Here is a 17,873-nt window from a genome sequence, read left to right as displayed (position 1 = left end):
TGATGGGAATCATTTCGCAGTCCGAGGCGTCGCGCTGGCGAGCGTCCGTCAACAGTGGTTAGATTTGCGCGTGGCCGGTCGCGGAGACCGCCTGAAACGATCGAGCGGGGCGTGTCCGGCCCCGCTGCCGGCGTTTCGCGGCCCAGATTAACCCTTCGCTCATCCTTTTCGCCAAAATGGCGGGCTCGTGCCCCCGGCGTCGCTCGCGGCAGGGCTGGTGGCGTGGTCAAATCGTGCGTTCGGTTATCCGAGTGGTGTCATGCGTAACCTGATGATCTTCGCGGCCCTCCTGATCGGGCTCGGCACCTTCATGGGCCAGATGGCCAGCAGGATGGCCCCCGCCGCCGCGACCACCGCGCCCGCCCCGAAAACCCTGGCGCCGGCCGTCACCGTGGCGCAGTCCAGCGCCCGCACGCTCAGCATTCCGCCGGACCCGCGCGGCCATTTCGCGACCGACGGCCGCATCGACGGCCAGCGCCTCAACTTCATGGTCGACACCGGCGCGTCGGTGGTTGCCCTGAACGAAAGCTCGGCCGCGCGCTTCGGCCTGCGCCCGACGCCGAACAACTACACCGCGCGCGTCACCACCGCCAACGGCACCGTCAAGGCCGCGCCGGCCCGCATCGCCATGATCCAGCTCGGCGACCTCACCGTGCGCGACGTCGACGCGCTGGTGCTGCCGGACGAGGCGCTGTCCGAGAACCTGCTCGGCCTGTCGTTCCTGTCGAAGCTGAAGCGCTTTGAATACGCCAAGGGCAGGCTGGTGCTGGAGCAGTAGGGATCTTTGCGACGGCGCGGCATTGCGCCAGATGTTCGCGGGCAACATCAGACCTGAGGCGCAGAGTGTCGACCCGGTCTCCTGGCGTGCTCACTGTAAGTCCCTTTCGTACTCCCTAATTTCGTGATCCTGATCGTCGACATTCGGATAGCGCTCTACCTGATAGCAGAAAACCCTATCACGCAACTTGAATATCGTGCGTTTTACACGCTCGTCGTTGTCCGGCGATTTTCCAATAAGAGATATGCCCAGACCGGCATCGTCGCCCGATAGCGCCAGCCCCTCCACCGCAAAAGAAAAACCGGATAGACACGCTTTCGGCAGGTCAGTCCATTGCCCATTGTGTTCGATGCGCATCGAGCGTTCCAAGTTTGCTCCAAACCCTTCCTTTTCCGGGTTCCGGTCGCAGACGCCTTGAGGGAGCGAAGTTCGATCCTCGCAAGATCTTGACCTTTGTAATTTTTGAAATTCAGAATCGCAACATCCGCCGCACACCAGGGACTAGAGTTCGCCTTACATAACGTTGAACTGGCAAATAGAAGACATAGAGCTGCAGCGAGCGCGATCGTTTTCATCGACATCCTCAGTATTTGTATCGATTCCAATCCGGCATCGGCGACCCCGTTGGCTTGCCGTTATGCCAATACTTTCTGTACCCATACCAAGACCCAACCCATGCGCTGTAACCGCCCAGTGCTCCGTCTTGGTACCCGCGCGCTATCCGATCATAGTAATATAGTCCTCCGCGCTTGAAGATTTCGACGCCTAACTCCGGGATTATGCCCCCTCTTGCTTTTGGTCTCTTCCGGGTAGTGTTGGGCGCCAAGGTCCCTCATTTACTTGAGGGCAGCATCCCATGCGCGCTCCGCGCTCTCGAAACCGATCCCCGCATTGCGGCTCGGAAAGTCGCCACCTTCGTCGCCGCCAAAACGCTTGATGCCAACGATGCCGCCAGAACTGCCGGGGTCGTTGGTAGTCGCCGGCCCGTTGACGCCGGGTTGACCGGCCCCTGTCGCAGGTTGTTGCGGCTGGGTTTGCGCTGGTTGAGTCGGTGTCGGCGGCGGTTGAAGCTGCGCCTGTTGAGTTACGCCATCCGCGGCGAACGGATCGTAGTCAACGGGAACGAGCGAGTAGTCATCGAAATCCGGCTGATGGTCCACCGGCACCAGAGAGTAATCGGGCATTGATCATCACCTACAGATATTGCGGACAGCTTCGGGCGAGCCCGTGCGTGACCGCACCTCGCGGAGAGGGCTGGGTTGGCTTTAAGTGTTTGAAGGCAAGTGCTTGAAGGATGGCTTGCGCGATGGCGCGGAAGTGTCGCTTCCGGTTCGGCTTACCCATCGTCCTCGCCGGGCCGTCGACCCTTCGAGAGCCGCTGAAGAAGCGGCCACCTCCAGCGACAACGGCGAAGCCGTTGCGCGGGGGTGACGAGGATGGTTTGCTCAGCTTGCTCGGTGTCATCACCCGGCTTGCCGCCTCCGCTAAAGCTTCGGCGTGCCCAAGGTCGCAAGCCTCGTCGAAGCCTTGGCGTAGACGGGACCGGGTGATCCAGTATTCCAGAGACGCCGGTGATAGAGCGAGAGGCCGCGGCGTACTGGATCGCCCGGTCCATGTGCGCAATTGCGCACAGGCCGGGCGATGACAACGGTAGATGAGGGCAAAGCTTCACATTCTCTCAGGGTGACGGTGAGGGAATAAGCCCCCGTAGCCCGGATGCAGCGCAGCGAAATCCGGGGCAGCATCCGCGGCAAGATTCCCGGATTGCGCGGAGTCTGTCATCGGGCGCGCGTTCGCGCGACCCGTTGGCTCCATCCGGGCTACGAGTTCGCTACGGACTTGCCCAATTTCGGAATATTGGAAGGGTAACGGTGAGTTGCCCGACGTGTCAAGTGGCTTGGTCGAGCACTGCTTGGTCGAGCACTATTCGACGCGCAGATTGCAGAGCGCCGAGAGCGGCTCAAATACGACAGTATTTTGCCGACGCCAAATCTGCCGTAATTATCAGCCACAAGCCGTCAATCCTGCCTTCCGCTGCGGCGATGCATTCGCTAAAGCCAGCGGCACTGTTCCTCCGCATTCCCACGAGGCCATTCCTGATGTTTCCGAAGCCGAAATCCGCGCTGGTTCCGAATACTTACGCCTTCGAATCCGAGCCGCTGGTGAAGCCGACCGGGTTTCGCGAATACGACGCGCGCTGGCTGTTCAACAAGGAAATCAACCTGATGGGGGTGCAGGCGCTGGGCATGGGGCTCGGCGCCTTGATCGCGGAGCTCGGCGTCAAGCAGGAAATCGTCACCGGCCACGATTTCCGCGGCTATTCCGCCTCGATCAAATACGCGCTGATCTCCGGCCTGATGGCGGCCGGCTGCAAGGTGCACGACATCGGCCTTGCCGTCACCCCGATGTCATACTTTGCCCAGTTCGATCTCGACGTGCCCTGCGTTGCGATGGTCACCGCCTCGCACAACGACAATGGCTGGACCGGCGTGAAGATGGGCGCCAACCGTCCGCTGACCTTCGGCCCCGACGAGATGACGCGGCTGAAAGAGATCGTGCTCAACGCCGAGTTCAACAACAAGGCCGGCGGCTCCTATCAATTCCATGAAAACTATCCGGCGCGCTACATCGCCGATCTCACCAACCGGCCGAAGCTGAAGCGCAAGCTCAAGGTCGTCGCCGCCTGCGGCAACGGCACCGCGGGCGCGTTCGCGCCGCAGGTGCTGGAGGCGATCGGCTGCGAGGTGATCCCGCTCGACACCGAACTCGATCACACCTTCCCGAAATACAATCCGAATCCGGAAGACATGGAGATGCTGCACGCGATCCGCGATGCGGTGCTGGCGCACAAGGCCGATGTCGGCCTCGGCTTCGACGGCGACGGCGACCGCTGCGGCGTCGTCGACAACACCGGCGAGGAGATTTTTGCCGACAAGGTCGGCGTGATGCTGGCGCGCGACATGTCGGCGATCCACAAGGACGCGCAGTTCGTCGTCGACGTGAAATCGACCGGCCTGTTCGTCACCGATCCGGTGCTGCAAAAGCAGGGCGCCAAGACCGCTTACTGGAAGACCGGCCATTCCTACATGAAGCGCCGCACCAATGAGATGGGCGCGCTCGCCGGCTTCGAGAAGTCCGGCCATTTCTTCTTCAACAAACCGTTCGGCCGCGGCTATGACGACGGCCTGGTGTCGGCGATCGCGATCTGCGAGATGCTCGACCGCGCGCCCGGCAAGTCGATGGCCGATCTGAAGGACGCGCTGCCGAAGACCTGGTCGTCGCCGACCATGTCGCCGCATTGCGCCGACGAGGCGAAATACGGCGTGATCGACGCGGTGGTGAAGCACTTCGAGACGCTGCAGCAAAGCGGCGAGCGGGTCGCGGGGCAAAAGATCCGCGATCTTGTCACCGTCAACGGCGTGCGCGTCACGGTCGAGGACGGCAGCTGGGGCTTGGCGCGGGCGTCCTCGAACAAGCCCGAGCTCGTCGTCGTGGTGGAAAGCCCGGTCAGCGAGCAGCGCATGCGCGACATGTTCGAGGCCGTCGATTCCGTGCTGCGCACCCATCCCGAGGTCGGCGAATACAATCAGAAGATCTGAGCGTAGCGCCCTAACTAAAGCAGAATGCAGTTAGGTTGAATCGGTCTGACCGCGAGTTCGATCCACCTCTCCCCGACGGGGAGAGGTCGATTTGCGGAGCAAATCGGGTTAGGGGCCGCAGCTCCAACGAGAGACCGTAACCCCTCACCCGCGCCTTCGGCGCGACCTCTCCCAAGGGAGAGGTGGACCTCCGCTGCCGCTCTAGCCCAAACTCATCGTGCTTAAGCTGTGCTCACGCAGCACTCGACGAATGTATCCTGCCCTGCAGAAACGAGCGGTAGGTTCGCTGCAGGCCGTCGGTCAGCGTGACGCTCGGCTTCCAGCCGAGCTGGAACAGATAGCTGGAGTCGAGCAGCTTCTGCGGCGGCCCGTCCGCCTTCGACGTGTCGAAACGCATCCGGCACCGCGCTCCGACCACGTCCGCGATGGTTTCCGTCAGCTCGCGGATCGAGACGTCGCTGCCGACGCCGATATTGACGTGCCGTTCGCCTGAGTAGTGCTTCAGCAGAAACACCAGGGCGTCGGCCAGATCCTCGACAAAGATGAATTCGCGTCGCGGCTTGCCCGTTCCCCAAACCTCGACCTCCTCCCGTCCTTCCGACTTTGCGGTGTGCATCTTCGAGATCAGGGCCGGGATGACGTGGCTCGAGCGGAGATCGTAGGTGTCGTTCGGACCGTAGGAATTAGTCGGCATCGCCGAAATGAAGTCGCAGCCATACTGCCGCCGGTAGGCACGGCACAGCATGATGCCGGCGACCTTCGCCGTCGCGTACCACTGGTTGGTCGGTTCGAACGGCGCGGTCAGCAATGCATCTTCGACGATCGGCTGCGGCGGCGACCTCGGATAAATGCACGACGAGCCGAGATACAGCAGCTTGCCGACGCCGGCGCGATGCGCTGCGTCGACAATGTTTGTCGCGATCATCATGTTGTCGTAGATGAATTCGGCAGGTCGGGTGTCGTTCGCCAAAATACCGCCGACGGTGGCCCCGGCAACGATCACGGCATCGGGCTTTTCGTGGCTCACCCAGCGCGTGACGTCGGCCTGATTGCGCAGATCGAGATCGGCACGCGCAACCTTCAGGACCTCGCAATTCTCCCGTGCCAGCGCGCGGACAACTGCGCTGCCGACCATCCCCGTGTGGCCCGCGACCCAAACCCGCTTTCCCGTCAGGGCGTAAATTTCCCGTCCTGCAGCAGCCCCCGTCACGCTGCCCCCTACCTTTGATTAATGTTATTTCGCATGTCGATACTAGGCAGACCGGCTTGAGGACGACTATAACGTGCGGGTCAATGTGATAATTGCCTTCGATTGCAGGATACTGACAGGGAAATGGATACGCGACCAGCCGGAACCGGCATGCCGGTCATTCCCCTTTACGCACCGTCGGTCGGGGACCTCGAAGCGACAAATCTGGCCGAGTGCATCCGGCAGAATCTCCTGATTCATGGCCCGTTCGTTGCGGAATTCGAGCGCGGGATCGCAGAGTTCGTCGGCACGGCACACGCGGTCGGCACCCACAGCGGCACTTCAGCGCTGCATCTTGCGCTGCTGCTGGCCGGGGTTAAGGCCGACGACGAAGTGTTGATCACGCCGCTGACGTTCATCGCCCCGGCCAATGCGATCCGCTATGTCGGCGCCTATCCGGTCTTCATCGACGTCGAGCGCGACACCTGGCAAATGGACGCCGCGCTGGCGGTGGATTTCCTGAAGCAGCAGTGCACGTCTCGCGACGGGCGTCTGTACAACAAGTCGTCGGGGCGCAGGATCGGTGCGATCGTCGCCGTGCATTTTCTCGGGATCCCGGTCGATCTCGATCCGCTGCTCGAAGTGGCGCGGGCGCACAATATTACCGTCATCGAGGATGCGGCGCAGGCGCTGGGGACGCGGTATCGCGGCCGGCGGGTCGGCAGCTTCGGCACGATCGGCTGCTTCAGCTTCCACGGCAACAAGCTGATCACCGCCGGCGGCGGCGGCATGATCGTCACCAACGACGCCGATCTCGCCCGCCGTGCGCGCTACCTTGCCAACCAGGCCAAGGACGACGCGGTCGAAACCTCGCACAAGGAGGTCGGCTACAACTATCGCATGACCAATCTTCACGGCGCCGTCGGATTGGCACAGCTGAGCAAGATCGATCGGCACATCGAGGCAAAGCGCCGCATCGCCGCGACCTATGCGCGGGAGCTCTCGAAGATTCCCGGCCTGACGCTGGTTCAGGAGAAGCCCGATACCTTCTACACCTATTGGCTGTCGAGCGTCGTGGTCGACGCCGCCAGGTTTGGCATGACGTCGCGCGAGTTGCTGATCTTCCTGCGCCGGCACGCCGTCGAATCGCTGCCGCTGTACGAGCCGCTGCATCTCAGCCTCGCGCACAAGGGCGCCCAGGCCGTCGGCGGCCAGGTCGCGGAGACGGTCAGGGCCAACGTGCTGTCGCTGCCGAGCTCGGTCGGCTTGACCGAGCAGGACCAGGCGCGCGTGATCAGTGCAATCGAGGCGGCATTCAACTCGTCCAGGCAATGAATATTGCTTTTCTATCCAACTGGGAGCGCACCGACACCTGGATCGCGGTCGGTGCCGAGCTGGCGAGACGCGGGACCAACGTCTTTTTCGTTGTGACCCGCGATGAATACGTCGCCAAGGCGATGGCGGCAGGGGTCGATCGCAGCCGCATTCTCTGGCTCAACCGCAGCGCCGCCGAGCAGGCGCAGTTCTCCCGGCAGGACGTCGAACTGCTCGAGCACTACGAATACGCCACCGGCGAGCGGGTCAGGAACTTCATCCTGATGGATCGCTTCATGCGCTCGGAGCGGCAGGACTGGGCGATGCAATACAGCCGCTACGTCTTCCGCGAGCTGCTGCAATTTCTCGAAGACAACAAGATCGACGTCGTTTCCGGACAGCCCGACAACATTCCGGACCTCATCGGCCTGATGATCCTGCGGTTCCGCGGCCGCGGCAAATATGCCGCGCCGTTCGAATTCCGCCTGCCGGAGAAGCGGTTCGTGCTGTGGGATTCGGCGATCGAGCAGACCCCGCACATCACCGGCGCGCGAACGCCCGACGATGTGACGCCGGAAGAGCTCGAGGCAGCGCGGCGATTGCGCAAGCGCGTTCGCGAAGGCGGCAAGCAGCGGGTGCTCTCAAAGGACCAGCAGCCCAGGATCGGCGCGTCCTATTTGCAGCGGCTGGCGCGCGGCTTCTTCTACCGGGCGCTCGTGGTCTCCCGCCACGACGTCTACATGTACAATCTCCGGAGCATCTTCTTCGATCTCAAATACCACATGATCGCGATCAACTACCGCCTGACGCGGCTGCTGTGGCGGTGGATCTTCGAGCGCGGCAGGGACGGCGAGCGGTTCGTGCTGTTCACGCTGAACTATGCGCCCGAGCATACGATCGACGTCGAGGCGCCGCACTTCGTCTCGCCGCTGGAGACGGTCAGGAACATGGTGCGTTCGATGCCGAGCGACATCGTGCTGTACGTCAAGGAACACCCCAACGCGCTCGGCATTCGCGGTCCCGCCGAGCTGTTTCGCATCAAACGGCTCCCCGGCGTCCGCCTGATCGACCCCTTTGTCGACAGCCACGATCTGATCAAGCGCGCCGAGGCAGTCGTGACGCTGTCAGGGACCGCGTCGCTTGAAGCTGCGATCTACGGCAAGCGGACCATCCTGCTGTCGGACATCTTCATCAAGAATTTTTCCACCTGCGAGCGGGCGTCCGCGCCCTGGGAGATCGGTGATCTCTTGCTCCGCAAGCCGGAGCGCGAATATTCGGAAGAGCGCGATTTGCGCTATCTGGCCTGGCTCTATTCGAACTCGCATCCGGGCACGGTGATCGAGCCGCTGACCGATCCGAGCTCGCTCGGGCCCGAGAATGTCGGGCTGGTGGCCGATGCCTATAGCCGCCTGTTCGCAACCATCCCGCGCGAAAGCACCTCGAGCGCCGAGATGGTGGCCGGCTGAGACCGGCCGTGGCGCGCAGCACTAAAGCGGGATGAAGTCGGGTTGAATTGGTCTCGCGGCAGACTGGCTCCGCCTCTCCTGCTTGCGGCGCCTCAGTCCGGCTGCTCGGTCAGCATCATGCCGACCGCGAGCCGGCGGCCAGCCCGGACCATTCCGCCGCGATGGATGCCGCCGGGATCGAACAGCACGCCGGCGCCGTTCGCCGAGGTCACGCGCAACGCATTGTCGAGCAGCGGCCTGACATAGCGGCTGTCATTGGGGATGTCGGCGCCGAACGCGCCCTTGCGCTGCAGTGCGCGCGGCAGCGCGAAGAACAGCTTGCGGTAGCCGGGCTTGGTCCATGACAGCTCGGCATAGTCGTTGGCGCGCCGGATCATGCCGTCCCAGAAACCCCGTCCCGCGCGGTGGCTGCCTTTGACATAGGAGAACGGCCCGTTCTCCTCGCCGACCTCGTTGACGTAGATGATCATCTTGAGAAGGTTGTAGGTGGCGTCGACGTGAAAATAATCGCAGATCGAATCCTCGACGCCGACATCGACAAAATGGTTGGCCCAGAAATTGTCGCTCGGATCATTGATCTGGGGCACGATGTGCGAGACCACGACCTGCCGCTTCAGATAGGCGCTGGCGGCCTCGACGATTCCGGTGGCGCGCATGGTCTCGTTGAACCACGCATAGATCTCCGGATCCTTGTCGGGATCGATCCATAGCCGGGTTTCGTCGAACTTGCGCTGATCGGGCGATTTGCCGGCGAGCCGCTGCTCGAGCTCGCCGAAATATGGTTGCAGTCTGTCGGCCATATCAGCGAGTTGATCCGCGGACAGCTGAACCGCAAAGATTCCATCCTGCTCGATGGTGTTCAGGATCGCCTTTGCCGTCGTGGTTTTCGGCGCATAGGCGCTGCCTGCGGCCATGCGGCGCAGGCGTTGCGACACGATCAGGCGGAGATAGGTCGGCGAATGCCGCAGCATCCACTGCAGCTTGCGCTGCTTGTCCTTCGGCCGCGGCAGATGCTCGTAATCCGCCAGACGCCGGCCGGCGATCAGCATCATGCCGAAGGCGAACCGCTTCAGCGCCGCGATGCGGGTGCCGAGTCCAGGCTTCGCCAGGGCCTGACCGTAAGCTTTGTGGTTCCGGTAGTCGACGATCGGCAAATGATCGAGCGGGTATTGTCCCAGTCCAGGGCTCATGAACGCTGCCTTGTACAAAGTTCGAAATATGCGCTGCTTACAATATTTTGATGCAGCCGAATTGACAATGCGGGGCGGCCGTCCGCTGCGATCGGACGAGATGTGGAGCGGGATCACGCCGCCCGCAGCGAACTTAGGAAGCCGTCGAGCTCGCTCTTCAGCCATTCCGATTGCGACGACAGGCCGTTCGCCGCATCAAGCAGCTGCGCGGTCGCCCTGCCGGCCTGCTCCGAGGCCTGGTTGACGCTGACGATGCCCTTGCTGACCTCCCTGGTGCGGTCCGCCGCCTGCTGCAGGTTGCCGGAGATTTCCCTGGTCGCCGCGCCCTGCTGATTGACGGCTGCGGCGATCTCGCCGGAGATCTGGTCGATTTCGGCGATGGTGCCGCCGATCGTCCCGATGGCGCTGACGGCCTGGCCGGTTGCAGACTGGATGTCCTGGATCTGCGCCGAAATTTCCTCGGTCGCCTTGGCGGTCTGATTGGCGAGCGCCTTGACCTCGCTCGCGACCACCGCAAATCCCCGGCCATGCTCGCCGGCGCGTGCCGCCTCGATGGTCGCGTTCAGCGCCAAGAGGTTGGTCTGGCTGGCGATGCTCTGGATCAGCGTCACCACTTCGCCGATCTTCTGGGTGCCGGCGGCAAGGCCCTCGACCACGCTGTTGGTGCGGCGGGCTTCTTCCGCGGCCTTGCCGGCGATCCGGGTCGAGCGCGTCACCTGCTCGGTGATGCTGTTGATCGAAGCGGTGAGCTCTTCGGTTGCGGAGGCGACGGTTTCCACATTGGCCGATGCCAGCGTCGATGCGGAGGCGACCGCAGTGGCTTGGCGGATGGTTTCCGCGTTGCTGCCGTCCATCGAGGTCGACAGCGCCTGCATGGCGCTCGCCGCGGTCGCGACAGCCTCGACGACATCGCCGATCTTGCGCTCGAAGCCGGCCGCGAGCTCGCGCCGCGCGGCATCCCGCTTCTGCTTGGCCTGTTCGGCCGCGAGGCGATCGGCATTGGCGCGCGCCTCGGCGGCGCCGGCGGCCTCGGCTTCCGCCGTTTTGCTGGCGGCCGTCTCGAACAGCTGGCTCAGCGTGTGGGCGAGCCAGATCAGGATGCCGGCCTCGATCAGCAGGATGACGGCGTGCAACACCACGCGCCCGAAATCGGCGCCGCCGGGATAGATCGCGGCCGGCAGCACGAAGTTCAGCGTCAGATGATGCAGCGCGACCGCCACGGTGCCGGCGACGATCGGCCGATAATCGCAGTAAGCAACGAGGCAGGCCAGCGCCGCGAAGAAGTACATGTGCATGTCGACCTGCCAGGCGTGGCCGGCAAACTGGTAGACCAGCATCGAGACGCCGCCCATCAGGGCGACGGCGACGATCATGCGGGTTGCGGGGCCATTCCCCGACATCCGCCACGAGGCCGTCGCTGCGAGCGCCATCGCTACCATGAAGGCGGTCGGCATCAGCCAGTCGGTGTGCAGCACCACGCCGACGATGAGCGCGATCGGAACATGCAGCCAGAGCACCGCGAGCAGGATCTTGCTTGCGGTCTCACGCAAGGCGGCCATCTCATTGCCTTCGCCGGTCATCCCCAACCCCCAGATCGTCATCGCTTGCAAGACAGGCGGCGATCGCCCGCGGATCGAGGGTCAGCCAGGCACCGGCCGCATGCAGACGCTGCAGCCCGTCATCGCGGTCGGGCCGCACCACCAGCAGGGTCGGCACGGCCGTCATCCGCACGATCGCGGCATTGGCAGATGCCACGGCCAGAAGTGCACGCTGAGCTCCCCACCACGGCGGAAACGCCACCGCGACCACTTCAGTGCCGGCACGCACCTGCAGCGACAGCGCGGCGACCGCGACCCAGCTCGCGATCAGCAACGCCGCCGCGCCGAGCCACGCAGGCCGTTGCGTCGTCAGGACGATTCCCCCTCGCTCCATGGCGGGAAGATATCGCTGACGTCGCTAACTTCAGGTAAATGCTGCGCCGGGGCACGACCTCAGGGCGCGTGCCGGCAGCGTGCGTGTGCGCTTTACGCCGGCGGCACCGGCAGCGCGGTCACCGACTTGATCTTCTCCATCGCAAAGCGCGAGGTGACGTTCTTGAGCGGCACCGCCGAGATCAGCTTCTTGTAGAAGACGTCATAGGCCTGCATGTCGGCGACCACGACGCGCAGCATGTAGTCGACGTCGCCGGCCATCCGGTAAAACTCCATCACCTCCGGCATGGCGCTGACGGCGTCGGCGAATTTGCGCAGCCAGGCCTCCGAATGATCGGCGCTCTCGACCGAGACGAACACCGAGATGCCGAGCCCGATCTTGTTCTGGTCGACCAGGGCGACGCGGCGCAGGATCACGCCGTCGGCCTCCAGCCGCTGGATGCGCTTCCAGCACGGCGTCGAGGACAGCCCGACCCGGTCGCCGATCTCGGCGACGGAGAGCGAGGCGTCCTCCTGCAGCACGGTCAGGATCTTGCGATCGATGGCGTCAAGGCGGCGGCTGTCGGAAACATGAACGGTGGCAAGGTCAGTCATAGAAGAAAGTTCCATATGAAGGATTGATATCCCTCATATATAGAAAAATCTTCTAACGCAAGCGGTTCGTGGCCGGTCAGGCCGGCCCGGCCTCGGCGTGCTGGCTCAAAAACGCTTCAACTTCAGCACGTTGCGGTGCGGCATAGGCGCCCCCGTGACGGGTGCATTTCAGCGCTGCGGCGGCCGAGGCGAAGCGCAGCGCCTGGCGCAGCTCCTGCCCCTCGGTGACCGCCAGCGCAAACGCGCCGTGGAAGACGTCGCCGGCCCCCAGCGTGTCGACGGTGTGGACCGGGAACGCCGCCGTCTCCTCCAGCTCGCCCTGCTCGTTGAGCCAGATCGTGCCCCTGGGCCCGCGCGTGCCGGCCAGGAACGAGGGGGTGAGTTTTGCAAGCTTGTGCAGCGCCTGGCCGTCATCGGTGACGTCGGCGGTCTCCTGCAGCGGCTCGCTGGAAAACACCAGATGCGAAGAGGCGGTGAGCAGCCCCTCCCGCATCGACATCGCGCGGTCGACGTCGACCACGACAGGAATGCCGCGCCGCACCGCCTCGGCGCACAGCTCGGTGCAGAACGGCGCGCAGCGGCTCTCTGTCAGGATCGCCGCGCAATCCTCCAGCAAGAGCTCGGTCGGCGGCAGCTTGACCTTCCACAGGTCGGGATCGCGGAAGGTGACGATCGACCGCTCGCCGGTCTCGTCGATCATGATGGCCGAGATCGGCGTCACCAGGTCCGGCATGTGGATTAGATGGTTGGTGTCGATGCCCTCTTCCGCCATCTTGTCGAAGATGTAGCGGCTCGAGGTTTCCCGCGAATCGCCCATCGGTCCGCAGATCGAGGCGCGGCCGCCCAGCCGGGCGATGCCGATCGCCGCATTGAGGGCGTTGCCGCCGCAGATCTCGGCGAAGTGGGTGGCGTGCTCCTTGGAGCCGCGCGCCGGAACATTGACGCGGAAGGTCAGGTCGCGCACCGGCAGGCCGATGCAGAGAATGCGGGGCGGGACTTTCGGGGCGCCGTCTTGGAAATTCATGCGGGGATCCGTCGCGCTGGTTCCGTCAACTGCCAGAACAATGTCGGGATTTAATCGGCAGAACCATGTCCGGTTCCCGCTATTTGTCTGACGCGCTGCCGTCGTGGACCCAGCGCCCGAGCAGATGGTGGGCGATCGCGAACGGATGCGGGCCGGCGAGGCCGTCCGGATGCTGGCGCTTCAGCATCAGCGTCGCCTCGGCGCGGTCGAACCAGCGGGCATCCTCCAGCTCGGCGCGGTCGACCACGATGTCCTCGTTGGTGGCGCGCGCGGTGCAGCCGATCATCAGCGATGACGGGTAGGGCCAGGGCTGCGTCATGTAGTAGCTGACATCGGTGCAGCGGATGCCCGCTTCCTCGAAAATCTCGCGCCGCACCGCGTCCTCGATGGTCTCCGCCGCCTCGACGAAGCCGGCGAGGCAGGAATACATCCCGGGCATGAACTGCTTCTGGCGGCCGAGCAGCACCCGGTCGCCATGGGTGACCAGCATGATCACGACCGGATCGGTGCGGGGAAAATGCTCGGCCTTGCAGCTCGGGCATTCGCGCTTCCAGCCGCCGTCCTTCATCGCGGTGCGCACGCCGCAATTGGCGCAGAAGCCGTGGCGCTGGTGCCAGCTCACCATCGATTTCGCCATCGCGATCGCCGAGAGCTGCTCGGATGGCACCACGCCCTGCATCGCCATGCCGCGGAGTTCGGTGACAGCGACGTCGCTGCGGCCGACCAGCTTCTCGGCAGCCTGCGGCGCGATGCCCATGCCGAACACCGGCGCGCCGTCGCGCAGCCCTAGGAAGATCGTGCCGGGATTGGCGCCGTAGCTGCGGGCCTCGTCGAGCGAGAGCAGCGCGCGGGCGCCGCCATCCTCCTGCTTCACCACCAGCGAGTCGCGATAGATCACATAGGCTCTAGCCTCGCGATGGCCTTCCAGCGCGAACAGTTTTTCGTCGTTGCTGCGCAGATGCGCGGCGCGGTCCAGCACATTGGTGACGAAGGCCGGTTGCCCGAGCGGAAATGATTTCGATGCAGACATGAATCTCAACCCAACCAGATCTTGCGGCGAAGCGCGTTGATGAAATTCTGCACTTCCTCGGCGTCATGCGCCAGCGGCGGCATTACGCCCCAGACGGGACGCGGCCATGCAGCGTCGCTGGTGCGCCGGGCAATGACATGGACGTGAAGCTGCGGCACCAGATTGCCGAGCGCCGCGACATTGAGCTTGTCGCATTTGGTGATCTCTTTCAGGGCGCGCGAGACCCGGGAGATCTCGGTCATCAGCTGCGCCTGCTCGACCTCGTCGAGGTCGATGATCTCGACCGCGCCGTCGCGTCGCGGCACCAGCAGCAGCCAGGGATAATGCGCATCCTTGATGACCAGCACCTTGCACAGCGGCAGGTCGCCGATGTCGATGGTGTCTTTCTTGAGCTGCGAATGCAGTGACCAGTTGGCGGCGGGCATGAGGGGCAAATAATGCCTTTCTCTGTTCCCAGACAAGTCCCACAAACCCCGGTCACAAACCCTGGTCTCGCCGCTTGCTTTCCGGCGCTTTTGGCCCCAAATAGGGACCGGGAGATTGGCGGTGGACGAGCCACTCGCCAACCGGGTCAGGTCCGGAAGGAAGCAGCCCTAACGAGGTCCGGATCGGGTCGCTCGTCAGTCTCCTACCTGTTTTTCCGAGCGAATCGCGCTGGAATGGCGGTCTCCGCGCCCGGCGCTCGATTTTGGCTCCTATCCGCACGCCGGCTGCCGAGAGATTGATCAAGTTGCGGATCGACGCATGAACGACGCTGGCGACCCTCCCCATCCGTCCGGTGCAGGCCAGGGCGGCTTCGACCTGGGCGCGGCGGACGCCGCAAAACCCTACCGGGTTCTCGCCCGCAAATACCGCCCCTCCAGCTTCGAGGACCTGATCGGCCAGGAGGCCATGGTGCGCACCGTCTCGAACGCGTTCGAGACCGGGCGGATTCCGCAAGCCTGGATCCTCACCGGGGTGCGCGGGGTCGGCAAGACCACCACCGCCCGCATCCTCGCCCGCGCGCTGAACTACGAAAAGCCGGACGGCTCGGTGAAGGGCCCGACCATCCACATGCCCGACCTCGGCGTGCACTGCCAGGCGATCATGGAAAGCCGGCACATGGACGTGCTGGAGATGGACGCCGCCTCCCACACCGGCGTCGACGATGTCCGCCAGATCAACGACAGCGTACGCTATGCGCCGGCCAGCGCGCGGTACAAGGTCTACATCATCGACGAAGTCCACATGCTGTCGACGGCGGCGTTCAACGCCTTCCTGAAGACGCTGGAGGAGCCGCCGGAGCACGCCAAGTTCGTGTTCGCCACCACCGAAATCCGCAAGGTGCCGATCACGGTGCTGTCGCGCTGCCAGCGCTTCGACCTGCGCCGGGTCGAGGCCGACGTGCTGATGAAGCACCTCGGCAATATCGCGGCCAAGGAAGGCGTCGAGGTCGAGCCGGAGGCGCTCGGCATCATCGCGCGCGCCGCGGAAGGCTCGGTGCGCGATTCGCTGTCGCTGTTCGACCAGGCCATCGCCCATGCCGCCGGTCAGGTGAAGGCCGATGCGGTCAGGCAGATGCTCGGGCTTGCCGACCGCACCCGCGTCATCGACCTCTTCGATTCGCTCGCGCGCGGCGACCTCGCCGCGGCCTTCGCCGAGTTCCGCGCGCAATACGATGTCGGCGCCGATCCGGTCGTGGTGCTGTCCGACCTTGCCGAGTTCGTCAATTTCGTCACCCGCGTGAAGTTCGTGCCTGCGACCGCCGACAATGTCGCGTTCGGCGAGACCGAGCGCGTCCGCGCGCGCGAGTATGCGGCCAAGCTTTCGACGCGCGTGCTGTCGCGGATGTGGCAGATGCTGCTCAAGGGCATCGCCGAGGTGCAGACCGCGACGCGGCCGGCGGCCGCCGCCGAGATGGTGCTGGTGCGGATCGCCTATGTCGCCGACCTGCCGACGCCGGATGAAGCCATCAGGATGATGATGGAGCAGAACGGCGGCGGTGCCGCGCCCGCAACGTCGGGCGCTTCGGCCGCGTCGCGCGGCGCGCCGACCGCGTCGATGCCGGCGATGGCCTCGGTGCCGGTGCGGGCGCCGCAGGGCGGGCCGCGGGCCGATCTGGCTGCGCGGCCGCAGATGGCGGTTTCGGCACCCGATGCCGCGCCGACGCTGCGAATCACGAGCTTTCCGCAACTGATCGCGCTCGCCGGCGAGAAGCGCGACATCATGATGAAGAGTGCGCTGGAGGCCGATGTGCGGCTGGTGCGCATCGAGGACGGCCAGCTCGAGATCGCGCTCGAGCCGAAGGCCCAGCGCGCGCTGGTCACTGATCTCTCCCGCAAGCTCGAACTATGGACCGGGCGGCGCTGGACCGTGATCATCTCCAACGAGGCCGGCCAGCCGACGGTGCGCTCGCAGAACGAATTGGCGCGCAGCGAGCACCAGCGCGCCGCGGAGGCCGATCCGCGGGTGCAGGAGGTGCTGGCACGGTTTCCCGGCACCAAGGTGATCGAGGTCCGCCGGCTTGCCGCCGAAGTGCCGGTCGAGGATGCGACCGGCGAAGACCCGATTGAAACTTCCGACAGCGACGACGATTGATCTGGCTACAGGAACGAACGCATGGCTGATTTTCTCGGCATGATGAAGCAGGCAGCGCAGCTGCAATCGAAGATGCAGGCGATGCAGGAGGAACTCGGCAACGTCGAGGTCGAGGGCATTTCCGGCGGCGGTCTGGTCGCGGTTCGGATGACCGCGAAGATGGAAGTGAAGGGCGTCAGGATCGATCCCTCGCTGATGAAGCCGGAAGAGCGCGAGGTGCTCGAGGATTTGCTCGTCACCGCGCATGGCGACGCCCGCCGCAAGGCCGAGACCGCGATGCAGGAGAAGATGATGGCGCTCACCGGTGGCCTTGGCCTGCCGCCGGGATTTGGCCCGACTTAACGTGCGGTGGGATTAAGATGAATCATCGCTCTATTGCTCTTGGTCTGAGCATGATCTTTTCGGAAAACCGCTTCGCACTTTTCCGGATCATACTCTAATGGCCGCAAGCGTTGCCGGCCCCGAGATTGAACGGCTGATCCAGCTCTTGGCGCGGTTGCCCGGTCTTGGCCCGCGTTCGGCGCGGCGCGCGGCGCTGCATCTGATCAAGAAGCGCGAGGCACTGATGACGCCGCTGACCTCGGCGCTGCAGGTCGCCATCGAAAAAATCCAGGTCTGCAAGACCTGCGGCAACATCGATACGCAAAATCCCTGCACGGTGTGCACCGATCCGCGCCGCGATCCCTCGATCATCGTGGTGGTCGCCGACGTCGCCGATCTCTGGGCGCTGGAGCGCGCCAACGCGACCAATGGGCGCTATCACGTGCTGGGCGCGACGCTGTCGCCACTCGACGGCGTCGGCCCGCAGGACCTCACCATCGATCAGCTGGTGGCGCGCGCGCATGCCGCCGAGGTTAGCGAGATCATCCTGGCGCTCAACGCCACCGTCGACGGCCAGACCACGGCGCATTACATCACCGACCTGCTCTCGGAGGCCAATGTGCGGGTGACGCGGCTGGCGCATGGCGTGCCGGTCGGCGGCGAGCTTGATTACCTCGATGAAGGTACGCTATCGGCTGCGATGCGGCAGCGAACGCTGTTCTAGCGAACCGATTCCGACGAGGGATGCTGCGGCCTCCGCCAGGCGAGCCAGCGCGATCGCGAAAGGTCGCGCTGAAACAATGTGATAGGGTTGGATGACGATTCGGGGACGGTGATTCACGCTTCCTGCGAATCAGACA

Annotated in this window: 17 protein-coding genes and 1 other RNA gene; 8 read left to right on the top strand and 10 right to left on the bottom strand. The window is 64.3% G+C overall.

Annotated elements, in window-relative coordinates:
* The first annotated feature begins 259 nt into the window (after positions 1–259).
* Positions 260–778 (top strand): retropepsin-like aspartic protease family protein, encoded by a 519-nt coding sequence (locus CI41S_RS09705; protein ID WP_139858743.1) that lies wholly within the window; start codon positions 260–262, stop codon positions 776–778.
* Between the two features lie 90 nt (positions 779–868).
* Here the strand turns inward: CI41S_RS09705 and CI41S_RS09700 are convergent, their stop codons facing one another.
* Entirely contained in the window at positions 869–1,135 is a 267-nt protein-coding gene (locus CI41S_RS09700) for a hypothetical protein (RefSeq protein WP_139858742.1), read from the bottom strand.
* Between the two features lie 479 nt (positions 1,136–1,614).
* On the bottom strand, positions 1,615–1,962 hold the full coding sequence (locus CI41S_RS09695; RefSeq protein ID WP_139858741.1) for a hypothetical protein: 348 nt from the start codon (positions 1,960–1,962) through the stop codon (positions 1,615–1,617).
* Between the two features lie 915 nt (positions 1,963–2,877).
* On the opposite strand from CI41S_RS09695, the gene CI41S_RS09685 reads away from it, so the two are divergent.
* On the top strand, positions 2,878–4,377 hold the full coding sequence (locus tag CI41S_RS09685) for a phosphomannomutase/phosphoglucomutase (protein WP_139858739.1): 1,500 nt from the start codon (positions 2,878–2,880) through the stop codon (positions 4,375–4,377).
* A 232-nt stretch (positions 4,378–4,609) separates the two neighbouring features.
* Here the strand turns inward: CI41S_RS09685 and CI41S_RS09680 are convergent, their stop codons facing one another.
* Positions 4,610–5,587 carry a GDP-L-fucose synthase family protein gene (locus tag CI41S_RS09680; protein ID WP_347339245.1) on the bottom strand — a complete coding sequence of 326 codons (978 nt, stop codon included), beginning with the start codon at positions 5,585–5,587 and terminating at the stop codon, positions 4,610–4,612.
* Between the two features lie 123 nt (positions 5,588–5,710).
* On the opposite strand from CI41S_RS09680, the gene CI41S_RS09675 reads away from it, so the two are divergent.
* Both CI41S_RS09675 and CI41S_RS09670 read left to right on the top strand, forming a co-directional pair.
* Entirely contained in the window at positions 5,711–6,901 is a 1,191-nt protein-coding gene (locus tag CI41S_RS09675; protein WP_139858738.1) for an aminotransferase class I/II-fold pyridoxal phosphate-dependent enzyme, read from the top strand.
* Positions 6,898–8,346: a hypothetical protein gene (locus tag CI41S_RS09670; RefSeq protein ID WP_139858737.1), complete on the top strand. Its 1,449-nt coding sequence runs from the start codon at positions 6,898–6,900 to the stop codon at positions 8,344–8,346. The genes CI41S_RS09675 and CI41S_RS09670 overlap by 4 nt, the downstream gene beginning before the upstream one ends.
* Before the next feature lie 92 nt (positions 8,347–8,438).
* On the opposite strand, the gene CI41S_RS09665 is transcribed toward CI41S_RS09670, so the two are convergent.
* The 7 genes from CI41S_RS09665 to CI41S_RS09635 form a co-directional block, all read right to left on the bottom strand.
* A complete protein-coding gene (locus CI41S_RS09665; protein WP_139858736.1) occupies positions 8,439–9,536 on the bottom strand; it encodes a phytanoyl-CoA dioxygenase family protein in 1,098 nt (365 codons plus the stop codon).
* 113 nt (positions 9,537–9,649) lie between these two features.
* On the bottom strand, positions 9,650–11,116 hold the full coding sequence (locus CI41S_RS09660; RefSeq protein ID WP_139858735.1) for a methyl-accepting chemotaxis protein: 1,467 nt from the start codon (positions 11,114–11,116) through the stop codon (positions 9,650–9,652).
* A complete protein-coding gene (locus CI41S_RS09655) occupies positions 11,097–11,468 on the bottom strand; it encodes a hypothetical protein (RefSeq protein WP_139858734.1) in 372 nt (123 codons plus the stop codon). The genes CI41S_RS09660 and CI41S_RS09655 overlap by 20 nt, the downstream gene beginning before the upstream one ends.
* 92 nt (positions 11,469–11,560) lie before the next feature.
* The gene (locus CI41S_RS09650) at positions 11,561–12,061 is read right to left on the bottom strand and encodes an Lrp/AsnC family transcriptional regulator (protein WP_139858733.1); all 501 of its coding nucleotides are present in this window, start codon (positions 12,059–12,061) and stop codon (positions 11,561–11,563) included.
* A 76-nt stretch (positions 12,062–12,137) separates the two neighbouring features.
* Entirely contained in the window at positions 12,138–13,085 is a 948-nt protein-coding gene (locus tag CI41S_RS09645) for a sugar kinase (protein WP_139487127.1), read from the bottom strand.
* 79 nt (positions 13,086–13,164) lie between these two features.
* The gene (gene nudC, locus CI41S_RS09640) at positions 13,165–14,115 is read right to left on the bottom strand and encodes an NAD(+) diphosphatase (protein ID WP_139858732.1); all 951 of its coding nucleotides are present in this window, start codon (positions 14,113–14,115) and stop codon (positions 13,165–13,167) included.
* A gap of 5 nt (positions 14,116–14,120) precedes the next feature.
* Complete coding sequence (locus CI41S_RS09635) at positions 14,121–14,540, bottom strand: HIT domain-containing protein (RefSeq protein WP_139487218.1); 420 nt, start codon at positions 14,538–14,540, stop codon at positions 14,121–14,123.
* Between the two features lie 110 nt (positions 14,541–14,650).
* Here CI41S_RS09635 and ffs point away from each other — a divergent pair.
* The 4 genes from ffs (at position 14,651) to recR (ending at position 17,737) form a co-directional block, all read left to right on the top strand.
* An RNA gene (gene ffs, locus CI41S_RS09630) (signal recognition particle sRNA small type) lies at positions 14,651–14,747 on the top strand.
* A 112-nt stretch (positions 14,748–14,859) separates the two neighbouring features.
* On the top strand, positions 14,860–16,692 hold the full coding sequence (locus CI41S_RS09625) for a DNA polymerase III subunit gamma/tau (RefSeq protein ID WP_172627974.1): 1,833 nt from the start codon (positions 14,860–14,862) through the stop codon (positions 16,690–16,692).
* A gap of 21 nt (positions 16,693–16,713) precedes the next feature.
* Complete coding sequence (locus CI41S_RS09620; protein WP_139858731.1) at positions 16,714–17,034, top strand: YbaB/EbfC family nucleoid-associated protein; 321 nt, start codon at positions 16,714–16,716, stop codon at positions 17,032–17,034.
* 97 nt (positions 17,035–17,131) lie between these two features.
* The gene (gene recR, locus CI41S_RS09615; protein WP_139858730.1) at positions 17,132–17,737 is read left to right on the top strand and encodes a recombination mediator RecR; all 606 of its coding nucleotides are present in this window, start codon (positions 17,132–17,134) and stop codon (positions 17,735–17,737) included.
* Positions 17,738–17,873: the final 136 nt, after the last annotated feature.

This window comes from Bradyrhizobium ivorense, from assembly GCF_900696085.1.
Taxonomy (GTDB): Bacteria; Pseudomonadota; Alphaproteobacteria; order Rhizobiales; family Xanthobacteraceae; genus Bradyrhizobium; species Bradyrhizobium ivorense.
The sequence above is the reverse complement of the archived record's forward strand: the minus strand, read 5'-3'. Positions and strand labels throughout refer to the sequence as shown.

Excerpts from the sequence above, each read along its gene's own strand:
- CI41S_RS09705 (WP_139858743.1), top strand. The coding sequence starts at position 260 with ATGCGTAACCTGATGATCTTCGCGGCCCTCCTGATCGGGCTCGGCACC.
- CI41S_RS09700 (WP_139858742.1), bottom strand. The coding sequence starts at position 1,135 with ATGCGCATCGAACACAATGGGCAATGGACTGACCTGCCGAAAGCGTGT.
- CI41S_RS09695 (WP_139858741.1), bottom strand. The coding sequence starts at position 1,962 with ATGCCCGATTACTCTCTGGTGCCGGTGGACCATCAGCCGGATTTCGAT.
- CI41S_RS09685 (WP_139858739.1), top strand. The coding sequence starts at position 2,878 with ATGTTTCCGAAGCCGAAATCCGCGCTGGTTCCGAATACTTACGCCTTC.
- CI41S_RS09675 (WP_139858738.1), top strand. The coding sequence starts at position 5,711 with ATGGATACGCGACCAGCCGGAACCGGCATGCCGGTCATTCCCCTTTAC.
- CI41S_RS09670 (WP_139858737.1), top strand. The coding sequence starts at position 6,898 with ATGAATATTGCTTTTCTATCCAACTGGGAGCGCACCGACACCTGGATC.
- CI41S_RS09665 (WP_139858736.1), bottom strand. The coding sequence starts at position 9,536 with ATGAGCCCTGGACTGGGACAATACCCGCTCGATCATTTGCCGATCGTC.
- CI41S_RS09660 (WP_139858735.1), bottom strand. The coding sequence starts at position 11,116 with ATGACCGGCGAAGGCAATGAGATGGCCGCCTTGCGTGAGACCGCAAGC.
- CI41S_RS09655 (WP_139858734.1), bottom strand. The coding sequence starts at position 11,468 with ATGGAGCGAGGGGGAATCGTCCTGACGACGCAACGGCCTGCGTGGCTC.
- CI41S_RS09650 (WP_139858733.1), bottom strand. The coding sequence starts at position 12,061 with ATGACTGACCTTGCCACCGTTCATGTTTCCGACAGCCGCCGCCTTGAC.
- CI41S_RS09645 (WP_139487127.1), bottom strand. The coding sequence starts at position 13,085 with ATGAATTTCCAAGACGGCGCCCCGAAAGTCCCGCCCCGCATTCTCTGC.
- nudC (WP_139858732.1), bottom strand. The coding sequence starts at position 14,115 with ATGTCTGCATCGAAATCATTTCCGCTCGGGCAACCGGCCTTCGTCACC.
- CI41S_RS09635 (WP_139487218.1), bottom strand. The coding sequence starts at position 14,540 with ATGCCCGCCGCCAACTGGTCACTGCATTCGCAGCTCAAGAAAGACACC.
- CI41S_RS09625 (WP_172627974.1), top strand. The coding sequence starts at position 14,860 with ATGAACGACGCTGGCGACCCTCCCCATCCGTCCGGTGCAGGCCAGGGC.
- CI41S_RS09620 (WP_139858731.1), top strand. The coding sequence starts at position 16,714 with ATGGCTGATTTTCTCGGCATGATGAAGCAGGCAGCGCAGCTGCAATCG.
- recR (WP_139858730.1), top strand. The coding sequence starts at position 17,132 with ATGGCCGCAAGCGTTGCCGGCCCCGAGATTGAACGGCTGATCCAGCTC.